General features: G+C 70.5%; 15 protein-coding genes. 3 read left to right on the forward strand and 12 right to left on the reverse strand.

Annotation, left to right across the window (positions count from 1 at the left end; translation table 11 throughout):
* Window positions 1-4: 4 nt before the first annotated feature.
* From OG852_RS47915 to OG852_RS47970, 12 genes are all read right to left on the reverse strand, one after another.
* Window positions 5-757 (reverse strand): CocE/NonD family hydrolase C-terminal non-catalytic domain-containing protein, encoded by a 753-nt coding sequence (locus OG852_RS47915; protein WP_330351347.1) that lies wholly within the window; start codon window positions 755-757, stop codon window positions 5-7.
* Window positions 726-2,699 (reverse strand): glycoside hydrolase family 97 protein, encoded by a 1,974-nt coding sequence (locus OG852_RS47920; protein ID WP_330351348.1) that lies wholly within the window; start codon window positions 2,697-2,699, stop codon window positions 726-728. The genes OG852_RS47915 and OG852_RS47920 overlap by 32 nt, the downstream gene beginning before the upstream one ends.
* Window positions 2,700-2,801: 102 nt before the next feature.
* On the reverse strand, window positions 2,802-5,186 hold the full coding sequence (locus OG852_RS47925) for a carbohydrate binding domain-containing protein (protein WP_330351349.1): 2,385 nt from the start codon (window positions 5,184-5,186) through the stop codon (window positions 2,802-2,804).
* Window positions 5,183-5,722: a TlpA family protein disulfide reductase gene (locus OG852_RS47930; RefSeq protein WP_330351350.1), complete on the reverse strand. Its 540-nt coding sequence runs from the start codon at window positions 5,720-5,722 to the stop codon at window positions 5,183-5,185. Before OG852_RS47930 ends, OG852_RS47925 begins: the two co-directional genes overlap by 4 nt.
* Complete coding sequence (locus OG852_RS47935; protein WP_330351351.1) at window positions 5,719-6,639, reverse strand: glycosyl hydrolase; 921 nt, start codon at window positions 6,637-6,639, stop codon at window positions 5,719-5,721. Before OG852_RS47935 ends, OG852_RS47930 begins: the two co-directional genes overlap by 4 nt.
* Before the next feature lie 163 nt (window positions 6,640-6,802).
* A complete protein-coding gene (gene arfA / locus OG852_RS47940) occupies window positions 6,803-8,329 on the reverse strand; it encodes an arabinosylfuranosidase ArfA (protein ID WP_330351352.1) in 1,527 nt (508 codons plus the stop codon).
* Window positions 8,330-8,359: 30 nt separating this feature from the next.
* Window positions 8,360-9,412 carry a lactonase family protein gene (locus OG852_RS47945; RefSeq protein ID WP_330351353.1) on the reverse strand — a complete coding sequence of 351 codons (1,053 nt, stop codon included), beginning with the start codon at window positions 9,410-9,412 and terminating at the stop codon, window positions 8,360-8,362.
* Window positions 9,413-9,457: 45 nt separating this feature from the next.
* The gene (locus tag OG852_RS47950; protein ID WP_330351354.1) at window positions 9,458-10,426 is read right to left on the reverse strand and encodes a sugar kinase; all 969 of its coding nucleotides are present in this window, start codon (window positions 10,424-10,426) and stop codon (window positions 9,458-9,460) included.
* Window positions 10,423-11,094: a bifunctional 4-hydroxy-2-oxoglutarate aldolase/2-dehydro-3-deoxy-phosphogluconate aldolase gene (locus OG852_RS47955; protein ID WP_330351355.1), complete on the reverse strand. Its 672-nt coding sequence runs from the start codon at window positions 11,092-11,094 to the stop codon at window positions 10,423-10,425. Before OG852_RS47955 ends, OG852_RS47950 begins: the two co-directional genes overlap by 4 nt.
* An 87-nt stretch (window positions 11,095-11,181) precedes the next feature.
* Complete coding sequence (locus OG852_RS47960) at window positions 11,182-12,003, reverse strand: carbohydrate ABC transporter permease (RefSeq protein WP_330351632.1); 822 nt, start codon at window positions 12,001-12,003, stop codon at window positions 11,182-11,184.
* Complete coding sequence (locus OG852_RS47965) at window positions 12,003-13,046, reverse strand: carbohydrate ABC transporter permease (RefSeq protein ID WP_330351356.1); 1,044 nt, start codon at window positions 13,044-13,046, stop codon at window positions 12,003-12,005. Before OG852_RS47965 ends, OG852_RS47960 begins: the two co-directional genes overlap by 1 nt.
* Entirely contained in the window at window positions 13,043-14,389 is a 1,347-nt protein-coding gene (locus OG852_RS47970) for an extracellular solute-binding protein (RefSeq protein ID WP_330351357.1), read from the reverse strand. The genes OG852_RS47965 and OG852_RS47970 overlap by 4 nt, the downstream gene beginning before the upstream one ends.
* Window positions 14,390-14,899: 510 nt before the next feature.
* Here OG852_RS47970 and OG852_RS47975 point away from each other — a divergent pair.
* The 3 genes from OG852_RS47975 (at window position 14,900) to dgoD (ending at window position 17,982) form a co-directional block, all read left to right on the forward strand.
* Complete coding sequence (locus OG852_RS47975; protein ID WP_133918215.1) at window positions 14,900-15,949, forward strand: LacI family DNA-binding transcriptional regulator; 1,050 nt, start codon at window positions 14,900-14,902, stop codon at window positions 15,947-15,949.
* Window positions 15,946-16,710: an SDR family NAD(P)-dependent oxidoreductase gene (locus tag OG852_RS47980; RefSeq protein ID WP_330351358.1), complete on the forward strand. Its 765-nt coding sequence runs from the start codon at window positions 15,946-15,948 to the stop codon at window positions 16,708-16,710. Before OG852_RS47975 ends, OG852_RS47980 begins: the two co-directional genes overlap by 4 nt.
* A 126-nt stretch (window positions 16,711-16,836) precedes the next feature.
* Entirely contained in the window at window positions 16,837-17,982 is a 1,146-nt protein-coding gene (gene dgoD, locus OG852_RS47985) for a galactonate dehydratase (RefSeq protein WP_330351359.1), read from the forward strand.
* Window positions 17,983-18,156: the final 174 nt, after the last annotated feature.

The raw sequence follows: 18,156 nt of genomic DNA on the forward strand, positions 1-18,156 counted from the left end.
GGGCTCACCGGCGTCGCTGCCGGTCGGTCACGTTGCGGGAGAGGCCGTGCTCGTCGACGTCGCACAGGCGGGCGACCCAGTCGGTCGAGGGGCCGTCCGTGGCGGCGAAGAGTACGGCCTCGACCCGGCCGGTCGCTTCGACGTCCTCGGCGCGCGGTTCGGTGGTGAAGACCAGGACGTCCTCGCGCGCCTCCACGGCCGTCTGGTCGAGCGGCCCGGGACGGAAGTCGTCCGTCAGCAACAGCGCCCCTCCCACTGTGGGCACCGGGTCCATCGGGTCGTAGGTGAACTCCTCGGGCTGCTCGGCGGCGGACGGCGGCTCAGGCGTCAGGCGTCCATCCGCGCGCAGGTGGAAGTCGTCTCGTCCGGAGCACCCGCCTCTGATGTGCCGGTATCCGGCTGGTTCTGTGTGCTGGCCGAGGTCAACGTGGCCCCCTGACGGTCGCTGACCGAGCGGTGGGCCGTCGCGGACCTGCTGGATCTGGACGAGGCCGCGATCGGTGGCTCGCGCGGGCGGGCGTGAGGGCCGTGCGGCCGCTCGATGAAGGGTGCCCGCACCGAAGTCTTCCGACGGACAGGCACAGGCCAGCGTCGTCGACTTCGGCACCCCGTGTGAAACGGCGGCTCGGTGCCGGGCGTGGTGCCCTGGTGACCGGGTTCGATCGAGTGCCTGCCGGAGCCCCGCGCCCGCCGGGTCCCGTACGGGCGGCCCGGGTCGCGGGGCGTCAGCTCGGCTGGAGGATGACCGCCTGACCACCCGCGCTGGTCATCGCCATGCTCAGAGTCGTCGAGGAGGTGACGGTCCGGGTGCTCACCACCGTGGGCGTGGCGTGCGGGGTGGTTCCCGCCGTTCCGTCCGCGTAGACGGTGGCGGTGTAGCTGACGCCGCTGTCGAGGAAGTCCAGCGGGACCGACAGGGTGCGGGCGGTCTCGTTGGTCATCGCGCCGAGGAACCAGGTGGCGCCGCTGCGGCGGGCGACCGCTATGTACTCGCCGATCGAGCCGGTGAGGGTCCTGCTCTCGTCCCAGGTGGTGGGCACGGCGTCGAACCACGACAGCCCGGGCCAGTTGGCGGTGGTGGTGTACGACGACGGTGTGGAGTACCAGTAGAGGAAGTTGAGTGGCTGGTAGTACACCGCTGCCATCGCCATCTGGTGGTTGTTGGTCGTCTGGTCGCGGGACTGGCCGTAGCAGATGGTGTAGTCCATCGGTCCGCCGACGTTGCGGGCGAAGGGCAGGGTCACGTTGTGGGTGGCGGTCGGGAACTGCTCGTTGCCCCGGACGCCTTCCAGGCTGATCCAGTTGGGGTAGGTGCGCTCGTAGCCGAAGGGCCGTACGTCGTCGTGCATGTCGATCAGCAGGTTGTACTTGGCGGCCGTCTTGGCCCAGGCGATGATCTGGTTGGTCATGGTCTGGGTGCCGTCGTTGATGAAGCCGAGCTTGATGCCGGTGACGCCCCAGCTCTTGTAGAGGGCGAACAGGGTGTCGGGGTCGGTCAGGGCAAGACGGTTGACGTAGAGGAAGACGCCGATGCCGTTGTCCGTGGCGTAGTCGATCACCGTGGGCAGGTCGATGTCCGTGATCGCCGCGGTCGCGTCGGTGGTGGTGAACTCCGGGCCGTACCACCCCGCGTCGTACTCGATGTACTCCAGGCTGCGGGCGACGGCGAAGTCCACGCCGGCGATTCCCGCGGCGGTGGTCAGGTTGCAGCGGAACACCTTGCCCGGCCGGATCCATGTCGTGTCGGTCAGGGCGCCCGCCGGGGCCAGGTTGAGCACCAGTTCGGCGTTGTCGACCAGGTCGGCGTCGGAGGATCCGAGGACGAGGACCCGCCAGGGCGTGGCGAACGGCGTGGTGACGGTCGAGGTGGTCTGCACCGTGCCGCTGCCGCGGGCGGTCTTCTTCATCAGGTACGTCTTGAGGGTGTTGCTCTGCCCGGAGACCGAGGTGAGCATCCCTCGCGGGTAGTTCACGCGCGAGGATTCACAGATGCAGGCACGCGGCCCGCCGGCCAGGGTGACCAGGAGGGGCATGTCGGTCAGGGGGCCGACGTCCGTGCCGGAGGTGCCGGTGGAGGGGATCGCGTCCGGTGCGACGGGGGTGTACACGCTCTCGTCCCGGGCGCTGTAGACCAGGGTGCCGCCGGGGAAGACGAAGCTGGTCAGCTCGTCGGAGATGGTGGCCTTGCCCGTTCCGAGCAGCGTGTAGCGCAGCGCGACTCCGGTGTTGTAGGCGCGTATCTGGATGCCGAAGGTGACGCCGCTGGTGCTGTCCTGAAGGTTCCAGCGCATTTCCTGGTAGTGGTCGCGGATCGTCGCGTTGCGCCCGTACACCGGCATCCAGGTGCTGTCCTTGGTCCAGTGCTGATAGTTGGTCAGCACGGTGTTCGCGGCGCCCAGCGTGGTGCCGTCGCTCATGACGAGTCCGAGCGCCGAGGTGCCGACGACCGCCGCGCCGGCGCGTGTGACCGACCAGGAGAGCGCTCCGCCGGCCAGGGACACCGTGATCTTGTTGCTGCCGTCCGGTGACGTGGCGGTCATGACGGCGTCCGCCGCGTGGGCCTCTTGCGTGCCGGCGAGGCCCAGTGCTGCGGTCCCCGCCGTGACCGCCGCTGCCTTGATGACCCCGCGCCGGGACAGCGCTCCCGGGCGAGCGGCTGCGGGCAGGCCTGGCCGCTCCTGACGTCCTGACGTTCCCATGGTCAGTGACCTCTCTGTTGAGTTGCGTGAAAAGACATCGGCACGGGGAGCGCGTGGGCGTCCCGCACGGTGTTGGCCCGTGCGGGACGCCCACGCTGTCGGTCACTGCTGGGTCAGGGTGACTTCGTCGCAGTAGCCGTCGCCGGTTCCGGAGACGAGGTGGCAGTAGATGCGGGCGGATGTCACGCCCGCGCCCGTGGTGAAGGTCGTCGACTGCTTCGAGTAGGTGCTCGACGTGGTCGAGGCACTCGTGACGGCGGTGCCGTTGTAGAGCTTGGCCTCCAGCGCGGTTGTGGTGCCGGCGGTCTGGCTCGCGAGGGAGCCGGTCAGCCGGTAGGTGGTGTTCGGCGTGAGGCCGGTGACGATCTGGAACAGGGAGCCTGAACTCAGGGAGGCGTTGGCCAGCCCGGCGGCGTTGCCGTTGGCCGCCGTGCCCGTGAGCGAGAAGTCGCCGTTGCGCCAGGGCACGGTGTGGCCGGACTCGAAGTTGCCGTTGATCGCGTAGTTCCTGACGGGGGTGACGGCCAGGTCGTCGCAGTAGCCGTTGCCCGTACCCGAACTCTTGTAGCAGTACAGCCGTACGGTGTTGTTCGTCGCCCCGGTGGTGAAGTCGGCGGAGACGTACGTCCACGTGGTGCCGCTGGAGCTCGCCGACGTTTCCAGACCACCGGTGTTCTTGACACCGACGTTCATGACCTCACCGGCGACGGCCGACTTCACCCAGCCCGAGACGCGGTACGTCGTCCGGGGCGCGACGGGGACGTACTGTTCGAGCGAGGCGGGCGACGGCCCGACACGCGCCGTGTAAGTCCCGGAGTGGGCGCCCGAGTTCACCACCGAGGCGGAGTTCCACGCGCTCCACCCCGAGGTCGACCCCTTCTCGAAACCGAGGTTCTCGCCTGCGAGGCAGGTCGCGTCGGAGGGCGTGCTGTACTGGTCGGCGCCGATGTCGGGTGCGCAGGTGGAGGGAACGGTCGAGCCCCAGTAGTCCTTGCCGCCGTTGTTGGGGACGACGACTCCCGCGCCGATGGCCGGGGACGACGCGGTCAGCTGGTAGCCCGCGACGCTGCCGATGCCCGTGCCGCCGCTGCCGGGCGAGGCGAGCTGCGGATCCGCCGTGATCTTCCCCGGGTCGGCGGGCTCGCTGGCCGGGTGGTTGCCGTAGAAGAGGTTGTTGCGCCAGGCGAAGTTCGAGGCTGGCTGGCCGGACGTGTAGACGTAACCGCCGCTGCCCAGGTTGTAGATGATGTTGTTGGCGAGGGTGAGGTCGTTCCAGGCGCCGGTGACCTCGAGGACGTTGGCGGTGGATCCCGACGGGATGTAGATCGTGTTGTTGTAGAACGCGGAGTCCTGCGAGCCGTCCATCGTGATGGCGCGAAGCAGGTCGTTCTCGCTGACGTTGTAGCGGACCGCCGCGTTGCTCGCGAGGTGTGATCCTCCGCCGCAGCCGCAGAAGAGGATGAACCCTCCCGCGTTGTCGTGGCTGTAGTTGTACTGGACGACGGTGCCGTCCTGGCCGTAGTCGACGTCGAAGCCCTGGCCGTCGGAGTTCCCGGTGTTCTTCTGGGTTCCGTACGCCTCGTTGTACTGGATCACGGTGCCGTCGGAGTCCCAGGCCCAGATGCCGGCGTTCGCCGCGTTGGGGGCCTTGGCCGCGTTGTAGACGACGTTGTGCTCGATGAGGGCGTTCTGCGACATCTGCACGACGATGCCGTCGCCGTCCGTGTCGTGGACGGTGTTGTTGTGGACGACGACACCGGTCCAGGGCGTCCACACCGGGTTGTTGCAGCCGATGGACGGCCGGCAGAGCCAGGTGCTGGACATGTTGATGCCGCTGCGGGCGACGTTGGCCACCGTGTTGCCGTCGATGTCGACGTCGTTGAAGGCGCTGGGGGAGGTGGTGCCGAGAACGGAGAAGAGGATGCCGGCGCTGCCGTCGACTTCCTTCGACTGGTTGCCGTTCACGTCGTGGATGTTGAGGTTGCTGATCTTGTAGTGGTCTGCGGTGCCGTAGTTCTCCAGGACCACGTAGACGCCGCGGCGCGCGTTCGCGCCCTTTACGGCGCCGGTGTTGGTCACCTCCAGATCGGAGATCTCCCAGTACTCCTGGTTGTACAGGTAGATCGCGTCCGTGCCGCCGCCTCCGGCGATGACCGGCAGGGCGCCGGTGCCGTAGGCGCTCATGGTGATGGATCCGCCTGCCGCGCTGCCCGATCCCAGCGGGTGGAGCAGGCCGGTGCAGGTCGTTCCCCGCTTGAACAGCAGCTGGTCGCCGGGGGCGAACGTCGTCGCGTTCGGGCCCGCCAGTGAGTTCCACGGCGAGGAGGAGGTTCCGGTCCCGTTGGATGCCGCCGAGCAGTCCACGTAGTAGGCCGAGCCCGCCGCGTGGGCGGGGGTGGCCGGGGTCAGGGCCACTGCGGCGCAGGCGAGCAGCATGGTGACGACCGCGCCTGCGAACAGCCGTCGTATCTCTGCGACTTGTCTCATGGTGCTTCTTTCCGTACGACGTTGTCGGAAGGGGTGGAGGAGGGGCTCGCCGTGACCTTGCGGAGTGCGGCGACGATGGCCTGTGTCGGAGCGGCCTGGTTCGACCAGTCGGCGACGACGTGTCCGTCGGCTCCGATCAGCAGGGTGTGGAGCTGTCCGTCCGTGGGCAGTTGGGTGCCCGCTGAGGCGGAGTCCGCGGCGACCACGAGGTGGGGAGGGAGGGCCCAGTTCGCCGCGAAGTTCTGGAGGGCTGCGTCGGTCGTGTGCCCGTCCGAGTCGGTGACGAGGACCCGGACGTCGGGGTACTGGAGCGCGACGCTCTTGAGTGACGGGATCTGGCTCCGTGCGGCCGCCGCCTCGACGTCGCCCTGGTCGTCGACGGGGAGGGCCGCGACGACGGTCGGGCCGGAGAGCGAGATCCGGTTCCCGTCCAGCAGGGTCACGCCGGCGTCCGCCGGGGCTTCGGCCCGGCATCCGGTGGCGAGCAGCAGCGCGGCGACGAACGGGATCATTCCCGCCCGCAGGATCGCCGTCACCGGACCGGCCCCTCAAGAGGCAGGATGGGCGCTTCCAGCGCCTCCTCGCGGTCGCAGACGAGGGTGTCCCCGTGCACCCGCAGGCGGGCGACCTGGATCGAGCTTCGGCGCTCGTCATGGTCGCTGTGTCGTCGTCCAGGGCTGTCGCCGGATCGCCCGGGGTGGGTGAAGTAGAAGACGAACGCGCCGAGTTCGCTGGTGACGACATCGGCGTGGAAGCCGTACGAGCCGTCGTCGGGGCCGTGCCCGGGTCGGTCGAGGACGAGTCCCCGCGGTTCCCATGTCTCCAGGTCCCGCGAGTGCAGCACGCGCAGGCCGTGCCATTCGTCGACGAGCATCCAGTAACCGCCGCCGAATTCGAAGACGTTGGGGCCTTCGTGCTCCGAGCACTCGACGGCGGGGCCCCGGACGGTCCACCGTGTCAGGTCGTCGCTGTCCGCCGCGTAGGTGTGCGCGTGGTCGGCCTCGTCCTTGTACCACATGCGGTAACCGCCCGAGGGGAGCCGCAGGACGCAGGCGTCGATCACTCTGTCGGACGAGAGCGACAGGGTGGAGCGGTAGGTCCAGGAGAAGAGGTCCTGGCTCGTGTAGTGGCGGATCACGCGTGCATGGCCCGCCCACTGGGTCGGAACACCGCGGATGACGGTGACGAACATGTGGTAGTCGGTTCCGTCGTCGACGATCTCGGGGGCCCAGTAGGTGTGCCGTCCCGGCTCGATGTCCAGCCCCTCGGCGACTCCCCGGTACAGCCAGGAGGCCCCGCCGTCCGCGGAGGACGCGATCCCGATGTCGCTGCCGTGCACCCAGCTCACGTCGTCCATCGGCGGCGCGTCGGCGCGACGGCTCGTGTAGAACATCCACCACTCGCCGGCGTGCCGGTTCCAGATGACGGTGGGGTCGGTCGCGCCGTCGTGCACGGGGTCTCGGAACAGGGGTCGGGCAACGGCTATCATCGGTTCTTCCCAGGAGTGAGTACGACGGTGTCCCAGGACACCGATGTGCGGTGGTGCCGTCACTCGGCCTGCAAGCCCATGAGCCGGTGTCGGCGGCGGCCCATGGGCGGGCGGTTCGTCGGCGTCGTCAGGCGGACCGGTTGGTCAGGCGGATCATGTTCCAGGAGAGCGGCTCGAGTTGGGCGCGCAGGACACCGTCGGTGACGGCCGTGCCCGTGGCGGGCCGCGGGGTGACACGGTCGGGCCGGTCCGCGGTGTTGGTGGCCTCCGGGTCGCCGTCGGCCAGGACGAGGTGCTCCACCACGGTGTGGGCGTCGACGCCGCGCAGGTCGACCTGCAGGGGAAGGGCGTCCGTCTGCGAGCGGTTGACCGTGAAGACGGTGATGTCGCCGGTCTCGTCGTCGAGGACCGCGGTGGCGTGCAGCAGCGGTACCTCACCGAAGCGGGCGGTGGCGTACGTCGGGCTGTCCGCCTCGACGCGCAGCACCCGGCCGCGCCCGTACGCCGAGGCCTGGGCGAAGGGGTAGAACGTGGTCTGCCGCCACGCAGCGCCGCCCGGCTCGGTCATGATCGGCGCGATGACGTTGACGAGCTGCGCCAGCGAGGCGGAGGTGACCCGGTCGGCGTGCCGCAGCAGCGCGATGAGCAGGGAGCCGAAGACCACGGCGTCGGTGACGGTGTAGACGTCCTCCAGAATGCGCGGCGCCTGCTGCCACTCCTCCACGGCGTGCGGGTTGGGCCGCTTCTGGTACCAGACGTTCCACTCGTCGAAGGAGAGGTTGATCCGCTTGTCCGCCTTCAGGCGGGCGCGGACGTGGTCGCAGGTGGCGACGACCGAGTCGATGAAGTGCTCCATGTCCACGGCGGACGCCAGGAAGGAGTCGCGGTCACCGTCGATCTCCTCGTAGTAGGCGTGCAGGGAGACGTAGTCCACCAGGTCGTACGTCTCCTGCAGGACCGTCGACTCCCAGGAGGCGAAGGTCGGCATGGAGGAGCTGGAGCTGCCGCAGGCGACCAGTTCCAGGCCGGGGTCGACCTGCCGCATGGCGCGGGCGGTCTCGGCGGCGAGGCGGCCGTACTCCTCGGGGGTCTTGTGGCCGGTCTGCCAGGGGCCGTCCATCTCGTTGCCCAGGCACCACATCCGGATGCCGTACGGCTCCTTGCCGCCGTGCGCGACGCGCCGGTCGGACAGTTCGGTGCCGCCGGGGTGGTTCGCGTACTCCAGCAGCCGTACGGCGTCCTCGACGCCGCGCGTGCCGAGGTTGAGCGCCATCATGGGCTCCATGCCGGTCTTGCCGCAGAAGTCCATGAACTCGCCGAGGCCGAACTCGTTGGTCTCGGTGGACTTCCAGGCCAGGTCCAGCCGGGTCGGGCGCTCCTCGCGCGGGCCCACGCTGTCCTCCCAGCGGTAGCCCGAGACGAAGTTGCCGCCGGGGTAGCGGACCGTGGTGACGCCGAGCTCCCGGACCAGTTCCAGGACGTCCTGGCGCAGGCCGTCGGCGTCGGCGGAGGGGTGGCCGGGCTCGTAGATGCCGGTGTAGACGCAGCGGCCCATGTGCTCGACGAACGATCCGAACAGCCGGGGGTTGACCGCGCCGACCGCGAAGGCCGGGTCGAGGGTGAACGTCGCGGGGGTGGTGCCGGGGTGGGACATGACTGCCTTTCGGACAGGTACGGGGAGTGGTCAGAGCGCCAGGGCGCAGACGACCGAGGGGGCGGAGACCGGCGGGTGGGGCTGGGTCGGGGTGCCGTCGTCCAGGACCCGCAGGACGGCGAGCGAGCCGCTGTGCTGGTTGGCGACGAGCAGATGTCCGTCCACCAGGGCGAGACCGCGGGGCCAGGTGCCGCCGGCCGGGACCTCGCCGAGCGGCTCCAGAGTGCTGCCCGCGAGCCGGAACGCGGCGACCGTGTCCGCGCCCCGGTTGGTCACCCACACGTAGCGGCCGCAGGGCGAGGCGACGATTGCGCCGGGCTGGTTGACGACGTCCTCGGCGGTCGTGGCGGGTACGGAGGAGAGAGCGGTCAGGGTGCCCGTACCGGCGTCGTAGCGGTGGCAGGTGACGGTCGAGGACAGTTCGTCCGCGCTGAAGACCAGGGCACCGTCGGGGGAGAAGGCGAGGTGCCGGGGGCCGGATCCCGCGCGCATCTCGTTCACCGCGACCCTTTCCAGGGTTCCGGCTCGGGTGTCGAGCCGGTAGGTGAAGACCGTGTCCGCCCCCAGGTCGGTGGCCAGCACGAAACGTCCTGCCGGGGCGACGAGTACCTGGTGGGCGTGGCTGCCCTCCTGCCGCCCGGTGACCGGTCCCGCCCCCTGGTGGACGACGAGGTCGGTCGGTTCGAGGAGCCGTCCGTCCGCGCCGAGCCGGTGCACCGCGACCGTGCCCGGCGCGGTGTCGCTGCCGTAGTTCGCGGTGAGCAGCCACTCCCCGTCCGGGTGGACGGTGAGGTGGCACGGGTTGGCCCCACCGCTGCTCATCGGGTCGCCCAGCGGGGACAGCCCGCCGTCGCGGGTGACGGCGCTGACGGTGCCCGTCTCGGTCTCGTTGGTGCTGTAGACGACGGGCAGCGACGGGTGCGCCGCCAGGTACGAGGCCCCGCTCACGGGCAGCGGCTCGACCTCGTCGTACGAGAGGTGTCCGGTCGTGGGATCGAGCCGCAGGGCGGCGATGCCGGGGCCGTCGCCACCGGAGTCCTTGGTGTAGGAACCGGTGAGGACGATGAGGGGGTTGGTGCGCATGGGTGGTCCTGGGAGGTTCATGGGGCGGGGCGGGTGGAGGAGGTCTCAGCGGACGATGTCGTCGTGGTGGTCGAGCAGTTCCAGTTCGCAGCGCCGGGGCAGGCCCTCCCAGTCGCCGGCGGTGCTCACCGCGAAGGCGCCGAGCAGGGCCGCCGTCCTCAGCCGCCGTTCCGGGGGCCCGCCCGCCAGCAGTTCGGCCAGGTACCCGGCGGCGAACGCGTCTCCGGCGCCCACCGAGTCGTGCACGCGGACCGGTATGGCGGGCTGCCGGTGAGGAAGCCCGTCGAGGAGGGCGTACGCCCCGTCTGCGCCGAGCTTGATCACGGCTCCGCCGGGCCCCAGGTCGCAGATGTTCTTGGCCTGTTCCTCCGGTCCGTCGGCGCCGGGCACCACGAGCGCGGCCTCGTGCGGTCCGGCGAAGACCAGGTCGCTCCTGCGCACCAGCGGCAGCAGGATCGCCCGCGCCTCGGCCTCGCTCCACAGCAGGGAACGGAAGTTGACGTCCAGCGAGATGGTCACGCCGGCGTCGGCGGCGATGTCCACCGCCCGGGTCACGGCCGCGGCGGGGCCCTCTCCGAGCGCCGGGGTGATCCCCGTGATGTGCAGGATCGCCGCTCCCGCGACGGCGTGCTCCGGGATGTCGTCTGCGGTCAGGCGGGCTCCGGCCGTGTGGGTGCGGTAGTAGCGCGTACGGCTGTGGGTGGAGGTGCGGCGTTCCTTCAGCAGCAGGGAGGTGGGGGCGGGGTCGCGGACGGCGACGGTGGTGACCCCTTCGGCCCGCAGTTCCCGCAGGACGAGGTCGCCGAGTTCGTCGTCGCCCACCCGGCCGATCCAGGTCGCGGCTCCGCCGAGCCGGCTGACCCCGATGGCGACGTTGGACTCCGCGCCGGCGATCCCGAGGCGCAGTGGCGTGCCGAGCGCGAACGGGCCGGGTTCGCCGGCCGCCATGACGGCGAGCACGTCGCCGAGGGTGACGAGGTAGGGCTCGCCGGACGGGGGTGAGGAGGCGTTCACGCGCTTGCCTCCCCGCCCCGAGCAGTGGCCCGTACCGCGTCCAGCAGGGTGCGCGCCCTGGTGGTGAGGGCGTCCAGTGTCCGCGGAGTCGGGTCCTGGTCCGCCCCGCGCAGCAGCGGGGAGCCGATGCCGACCGCGCAGGCGCCGGCGTCCAGGTACTCCCGCGCCTCGTCGACGCCGACGCCGCCGACGGCGACCAGGGGGATGCCGGGCAGGGGGGCCCGCAGTTGGCGCAGGTGGGCGGGGCCGCCCGTGCCCGCGGGGAACAGCTTGACGGCGGCCGCGCCCGCCCGCCACGCCTGGGCCACCTCGGTCGGTGTCCAGGCGCCCGGATAGCACGGGACGCCCCGGTCGGCCGCGTTGCGGACGACACCGGTGTCCACGACGGGGGCGACCAGGAACTCCGCTCCCGCCGCCAGCGCGTCCCTGGCCTGCTCGGCGGTGATCACGGTGCCGGCGCCGACCGCGACCTCCGGGCCGAGTTCCGCCCGGACGGCGGCCAGCGCGTCGAGTGCTCCGGCCGTGGTCAGGGTGATCTCCAGGCAGGTGACCCCGCCGGCCGCGAGGGCCCGGGCCACGGCGGGCAGCCCACAGGCGTCGGCCGACCGCAGGATCGCCATGACCCGTGTCCGGCCGAGCTGCGGGGTGAGAGCGGGACGCTCCGTCATGACCCCACCGCCGCAGCGGGTATGGCGGTCGACTGGGTGTCGGTCATGCGAAGTTCCTTTGCTACGAGGTGCGTTGCTGAACGGGGGTCACTTGAGCCCGGAGGTGGCGGCGCCGGTGACGAAGCCCCGCTGCACGATGAGGAACAGGGCCAGCACCGGGACGACGTACATCACGGCACCCGCGGCGACCAGGTTCTGCAGCGGCGAGCCGTGCTCGTTGACGTAGCCGTAGGCGAGCTTGACCGCGAGCGTGGTGTGGGCGTCGTCCAGCAGCAGCGCGGGCGCGATGTAGTCGCCCCACGTCCAGCTGAAGGACAGGATCAGGCTGGTGGCGATGACCGGCCAGGACTGCGGCAGGAAGATCCGCCAGAAGATGCGGATCTGCCCGCAGCCGTCCACGATCGCGGCCTCCTCCAGCTCCTTGGGCATGTTCGAGAAGAACTGCCGGAACAGGAAGATCAGGTAGGGGGCGCCGCACAGGCCCCACAGCACCCACGGCACATAGGTGTTGGTGAGGTGGATCTTGGCGAACAGCAGATAGGTCGGGATGAGGGTGAGGACCTGCGGCAGCATCATCGTCGACAGCAGCACGGAGAAGATCGCCCGCTTGCCGGGCGCCTGAAGACGGGCGAAGCCGTAGCCGGCCCACGCCGAGGCCAGGGTGACCAGGACGGCGTAGATGGTGGCGATCGTCAGGGAGTTGCGGGCGTAGCCGAGGTAGTCGATCTCGGTCAGGGCGCCCCGGAAGTTGCCCAGGCCGGGGTGGTGCGGCCACCAGTGGATGGGCAGCGCGCGCAGCTCGGAGGGATCCTTCAGCGCGGTGTCCAGCAGCCAGGCGAACGGACCGAGGAAGAGGACGAGGGCGCCGACCAGCAACATGTAGACGGCACTTCTGCGGGGGAACACCATCACTTGCCTCCGATCGTGCGCGGGCGGGAGGGCTTGTCCGGCTCCGGGGCGACGGAGTAGAAGACCGCGCCCTTGCTGAGTCTGAAGACGAGGAAGGTGATCGCGACGATGATCAGGAACAGCACCCAGAGCATCGCCGAGGCGTATCCGTAGCGGCCGTTGGCGAAGTACTGGGCGAACACGTGGATCATGAACAGGTAGTTGCCCTCGGGGACGGCCGAGACGCCCCTCGGGGTGGGGTCGAGGGAGATCAGCAGCGGCAGGAAGCTCTGCACGGCGGCGATGATGCCGGTGATGACCTGGAAGAACAGCACCGGGGACAGCATCGGGACGGTGATCTTGTAGAAGGACTGCCAGGCGTTCGCCCCGTCCATGCGGGCGGCCTCGTGGAGCTCCTTGGGGATGTCCTGGAGCCCCGCCAGCGAGATGATCATGGCGTTGCCGCACCCCCACAGCATCAGCGTGACGAGGACCCAGCGGGCGTAGGGGTCCATCAGCCAGCTGACGCCGTTGATGTCCAGGGCGTCGAGGACACCGTTGGCGGCACCCGAGTCCCGGTCGAAGATCAGCTTGAAGGTGAGGGCGGCACCGACCGGCGGCACGACCGCGGGCAGGTACAGCAGGGTGCGGAACAGCCCGCGGGCCCGGATCGGCTGGTTGACCAGCACCGCGAGGAACAGTCCCGCAGCGATGCTCAGCGGCACGGTGATCGCGGTGAAGACGCCGGTGCGGGCCAGGGAGGAGATGGTCTCCGGGTCGGTCAGGACCTCACGGTAGTTGTCCAGACCGACGAAGCGGGAGTTGTTCGACAGTCCGTCGGAGTTGGTCAGGCTCAGCCACAGCGCGTAGCCGAGCGGGAAGGCCGTCAGGGTGAGGAAGCCCAGCACCCAGGGCCCGGCGAACACGTAGAAGGACAGGGCCCGGCGGGTGGTCGGCGAGGTGCGCCGGCGCCCGGAGCGCGCGGGGGTGCGGGGCCCGGGCCGGGCGGCCGTCTCCCCGGGGGGAGACTGCGCGCCCGGCGCGGTGATCTGTCCGGTACTCACCCCACGAGCTCCTTGCCCTGGGCGAGCTGCTCGTTCATCCGGGAGTTGAGCGTGTCGGCGACCTTGCCCGCCGAGGTCCCGGACTTCACGGCCCCCGGCAGCACCTTGCTGAGCACGCCCTCCAGGGCGGCCTGCTGGGCGTACGGGGTGAAGCTGAGGACGGAGAAGTGCGGCAGCTCCTGCTCCTGCACCTGGAAGGCCTGCTTCTGGAAGGCGCTGGTCTGCGGCATCTTCGGGCGCAGCGACTTCAGCGAGGGGATGCCCCAGCCGCTGGCCGCGCGGTCCTGGGCGGGCTTGCCGCCGAAGTACCACTCGAAGAACTTCCAGGACGCGTCCTTGTTCTTGGCGTCCCGCGGGATCCAGAAGCCGGTGGCGCCGAAGCAGGAGCTGACGCGGCGGCCGCCGAACTGCGGGGCGGGGGCGAAGCGGGAGACGTCGGCGAGCTTGGGGTCGGCGCCGATCAGTCCGCCGAACCAGTAGCCGTTGCAGCTCATCGCCATCCGGTTGGCCTGGTAGGTGGGGCCGTCCCAGCCGTCCGGGTTGGGGTTGATGACGTTCGGGCCTATGTCGGCCTTGGCGTAGTCCAGGTACCACTGCAGGGCCTTGAGGGCCTCGGGGGAGGAGAAGTCCACGGTGGCCAGGTCCTCGGCGAACAGGCTGCCGCCGGCCGAGGCGGTCATCCCCATGAGCTGCGGGAAGACGCCCATGCCGGTGGCGTTCAGGCCGTACACCTTGACCTTGCCCAGGCGGCGCTTGACCAGCTTCTTGCCCAGGTCCAGCCACTCGTCGTAGGAGACCGGCTCGGTCGCGCTGGGCGCGTCCAGCTTGGCGGCCTCGAACATGTCGGTGCGGTACCAGAACATGGAGTCCTGGGAGTAGTCCTTGGCCATGCCGTAGCGCGGTCCGGCGCCCTGCTTCTTGCCGTCGTAGCGCCACACGTCGTTGACCGGGTCGAGGTCCGAGGACTTCAGCACCGAGCTCTTGGCGAAGTACGGGTCCAGGTCCGTCATCAGGCCGCGGGCGGCGAAGTACGGGGTCTCGGTCGCGCCGAAGCCGCGGACCACGTCCGGCGGGTTCTTGGCGGCCAGCATGGCGTTGAGCTTGGTCGCGTCCCAGATGATGACGTTGAGGTGCATCCCCAGCGCCTCTTCCGCGGCCTTGAGGGCCTTCTTGTCCCACTCGTTCTGCACCGTCATCACGGTGAGCGTCGTCTTGCCGCCTCCGGATCCACCCGTGCCGTTGCTGACGGAGCCGGCGCAGGCGGACAGACCGGTCGCGGCGAGCGCGGTTCCGGCGGAGACGGCGAGGAAGCGCCGTCTGTCGAGGGATGTGGACATGGGCATGGTGACTGCCTTTCGTGGCGGGACGCGCGGTAGCGAGGCGTGCGCGTTGCGAGACGTGCGGCGGCTGCGGGACGTGGAGCGGAGTCCATGGCGGCATGAGGGGCTGCCGCGGGAAGCGAATGGGCGAGCATGGCGGCCGATGGCGCGCCGGCCTGCCCGGGGGTGGCGCGAGATGCCCTGAACCGGGCGCAGCAGTCTGCGTGGACAGTGCGCGCACGGCCCTCAGGGGACCGCGAGTGCGACGGTGGTCGCCGTACGCGGTGAGCCCGAAGGAGACTCCCCGGCCACGGCTGACGGGGAGTCAACTGTGGCCGACACCTAGCGATATCGACATGACCGGTTTCAGGGGTTCTGCTCAGACCTATCGCTTATTTCCGTCTGAGGAAACCGGTTGACTGAAACTTTCGCGAACGTTAAGTTGCGTTTCCAGAAGGTGTCAAGAGGCCAGATCGCGTCACTCTGAATCCCGCACCGCGGACCAGGGCAACGCCCACCGAAGAGGGGGAGCACGTGCCGGAACAGCCCGTCCGGGCCAAGCTCGTGGATGTGGCCCACGCGGCCGGGGTCTCCAAGGCCACCGTGTCCAAGGTGCTCAACGGCCGCCAGGACCTGTCCGTACGGCCGGAGACGCGCCGACGTGTCCACGAGGCCGCCGAGGCGCTCGGCTACCGGCCCCACTCCGGGGCCCGGGCACTGGCCGGAGCCAATACACACGCACTGGCCCTGCTGATCCCCGCACTCGCCAACCCCACGTACGTCACCATCGCCCGCGGCGCCTACCAGCGGGCCCGCGAACTGGGCTATCTCTCCCTGCTGGCCGAGGACTTCGACGGGCAGGAGGCCGACGAGTCCTTCAACGACCTGGTCCAGGAAGGACGGGTCGACGGACTGCTCATCGCCTCGGCCCGCCCCGGTCACCCCCTGCTGGACGCGCTCAGCCGCAGCGCCGTCCCGCATGTCTTCCTCAACCGCTCGGTCGAGGGGTCAGGGCGCAACGTCACCATGGACGTCGCCCGCTCCAGCGTGACGGCGCTCGACCATCTGCACGGGCTCGGTCACCGCGCGATCGGCCACATCGCGGGTCCCCCCGGGATCACCCCCAGCGAGGTCCGCAAGAAGGCGTTCCTCGAGTACGCCGACAAACTCGGGCTGGACAGGGCGCCCGTCGCGTCCGGCGACTTCACCGAGGACGGCGGCGGGTCCGCCGCGCGGGAACTGCTCCGCCCCGCCGACGGCGACGGGCGGCCACCCGTCACCGCGCTCTACACCAGCTCGCTCGCCCAGGCGATAGGCGCCATGGCCGCGATCAGGGACCTCGGCCTCAGGATCCCGGAGGACGTCTCCGTGGTCGGCAACGACGACCTGCCGGTGGCCGCGCACCTCAGTCCCCCGTTGACCACCGTCGCGATGCCCCTGCACGAGCTGGGAACCGCCGCGGTGGACGCCCTGGTCGCCACCATCGAGGGCAAGCCGACAGGGGACGTCGTCGTACCGACCGAGCCGCTCCTGATGCTGCGCGGCTCCACGGCCAGACCGGCAGAGGCAGGAGGAACGCCATGACCGTCGCCGCACCGGCGCGCTTCACCGGCCGTACGGCCCTGCTCACCGCGGCCGCCTCCGGTATCGGGGAGGCCACCGCCCACCGGCTGGCAGCGGAGGGCGCGTCCGTCGTGGTCACCGACGTGGACGCCGATGGCGCCCGGCGCGTGGCCGAGGAGATCCGCGCCGGGGGCGGACAGGCGCGGGACCGGCGTCTCGATGTCACCTCGCCGGGGGAGTGGGCCGCGGCCGTCGCCGACGCGGGATCCTGGACGGGTCGCCTGGACGTGCTCCATCTCAACGCCGGCCGGAACCTGCCCGGAGCGGCCCACGAACTGGACGACACCTGCTGGCACGACCAGCTGCGGCTCTCCCTCGACTCCGTGTTCTACGGCGTCCGGGCCGCTGTGCCGCTGCTGAGGACGGCCGGGGGCGCGGTGGTGATCACCTCGTCCGTGCACGCGGCCATCGGCTTCAAGGGCTTCCCCGCGTACGCGGCCGCCAAGGGCGGGATCGACGCCCTGGTACGCCAGCTGGCCGTGGAGTACGGAGGCCAGATCAGGTTCAACTCCGTCCTCCCCGGAGCCGTGGTCACCGCCCTGTGGGCCGACACGCCCGAGGAGTACAAAGCGCAGACCGCCGCACGCACCCCCGTCGGCAGGCTCGGCGTCCCCGAGGACATCGCCGCCGCCGTGGCCTTCCTCGCCTCCGAGGACGCCGCCTTCGTCACCGGGCAGAACCTGCTCGTGGACGGTGGCCGCAGCATCAGCTCCCAGGAGTAGACCCCCCACCTCACCCGGTCCGGGCGACGACCCGCCCTGCCCGCTGCGACCACGACCGACTCACCCCCACCGAGCCCCCGGCCCCGCACCAGGCCGTACACCGCACAGGACCCGGAGGTCCACCCCATGAAGATCACTGGATACGAACTCTTCCTCGTCGAACCGCGCTGGCTCTTCCTCCGCATCGACACCGACGAGGGCATCTCCGGCTGGGGAGAGCCCATAGTCGAGGGCAAGGCCCACACGGTCGCCCGCTGCGTCGAGGAGATGTTCGACTACCTCCTGGGCCAGGACCCGGCCCGCATCGAGGAGCACTGGCAGGCGCTCGCCAAGAGCGGCTTCTACCGGGGCGGAGTCGTCCTGAACAGCGCCCTGGCCGGAATCGACCAGGCGCTGTGGGACATCGCGGGCAAGACCCACGGCGTCCCGGTCCACCAGCTCCTCGGCGGCCATGTGCGCGACCGGGTACGCGTCTACGGCTGGGTCGGCGGCGAAACCCCCCAGGAGCTGGCCGACTCGGCCGCCGCGCAGGTCGCCAAGGGCATGACCGCGGTCAAGCTCAACCCCTGCGGCCAGCTGGAACCCCTCGCCACGCCCGCCGCGATCGACGCCATCGTGGCCGGCGTGAGCGCGGTCCGCGAGGCCATCGGGCCGGACCGCGACCTGGCGCTGGACTTCCACGGCCGGTTCAGCGGGGCGATGTCCCGCCGCGTGCTGCCCTTCCTGGAGCCGCTCCTGCCGCTCTTCGTCGAGGAGCCCGTGCTGCCGGAGTTCTCCAGGGACCTCGGCGCCGTGGTGCGCTCCACCTCCATCCCCATCGCCACCGGCGAACGGCTCTACTCCCGCTGGGACTTCCGCTCGGTGCTCTCCGACGGCATCGCCGTGGCCCAGCCCGACATCAGCCACGCCGGCGGCATCTCCGAGACCCGCCGCATCGCCGCGATGGCGGAGGCGTACGACGTCCTGGTGGCTCCGCACTGCCCGCTCGGCCCGATCGCCCTCGCCGCCAGCCTCCAACTCGACTTCGCCATCCCCAACTTCCTCATCCAGGAACAGGCACTGGGCATCGGCTACGGCGACAGCAGCGGTCTGCTGGACTACCTCGCCGACACCACGCCCTTCACGTTCCGCGACGGCTACATCGACCGCCCGACAGCACCCGGTCTCGGCATCACCATCGACGAGGACGCAGTTCGCGCCGCCGCCGAACGCGGCCACCGCTGGCGCAATCCCGTCTGGCGCAACACCGACGGCTCACTGGCCGCGTGGTAGCCGCACCCAGCACCACCGGCCGGCCCGAACAAACCCCGCCCACACCCATGCCGGGGGGATCCCCTGCGCGGCCCCCTCACCGGCCTGCCTGCCCAACCGACGAGATGCAGGCGCCCTGCAGGCCGGCCAAGTCAGGCTGGGCGGCACGGAAGCGCACCCGCTGACGAAACCTGC

Origin of the sequence: Streptomyces sp. NBC_00582 (assembly GCF_036345155.1) — a bacterium.
Lineage (GTDB): Bacteria > Actinomycetota > Actinomycetes > Streptomycetales > Streptomycetaceae > Streptomyces.

Coding starts and splice junctions, on each gene's coding strand:
- OG852_RS47920 (WP_330351348.1), bottom strand. CDS start 2,699: ATGGGAACGTCAGGACGTCAGGAGCGGCCAGGCCTGCCCGCAGCCGCT.
- OG852_RS47925 (WP_330351349.1), bottom strand. CDS start 5,186: ATGAGACAAGTCGCAGAGATACGACGGCTGTTCGCAGGCGCGGTCGTC.
- arfA (WP_330351352.1), bottom strand. CDS start 8,329: ATGTCCCACCCCGGCACCACCCCCGCGACGTTCACCCTCGACCCGGCC.
- OG852_RS47945 (WP_330351353.1), bottom strand. CDS start 9,412: ATGCGCACCAACCCCCTCATCGTCCTCACCGGTTCCTACACCAAGGAC.
- OG852_RS47955 (WP_330351355.1), bottom strand. CDS start 11,094: ATGACGGAGCGTCCCGCTCTCACCCCGCAGCTCGGCCGGACACGGGTC.
- OG852_RS47960 (WP_330351632.1), bottom strand. CDS start 12,003: ATGGTGTTCCCCCGCAGAAGTGCCGTCTACATGTTGCTGGTCGGCGCC.
- OG852_RS47970 (WP_330351357.1), bottom strand. CDS start 14,389: ATGCCCATGTCCACATCCCTCGACAGACGGCGCTTCCTCGCCGTCTCC.
- OG852_RS47980 (WP_330351358.1), top strand. CDS start 15,946: ATGACCGTCGCCGCACCGGCGCGCTTCACCGGCCGTACGGCCCTGCTC.
- dgoD (WP_330351359.1), top strand. CDS start 16,837: ATGAAGATCACTGGATACGAACTCTTCCTCGTCGAACCGCGCTGGCTC.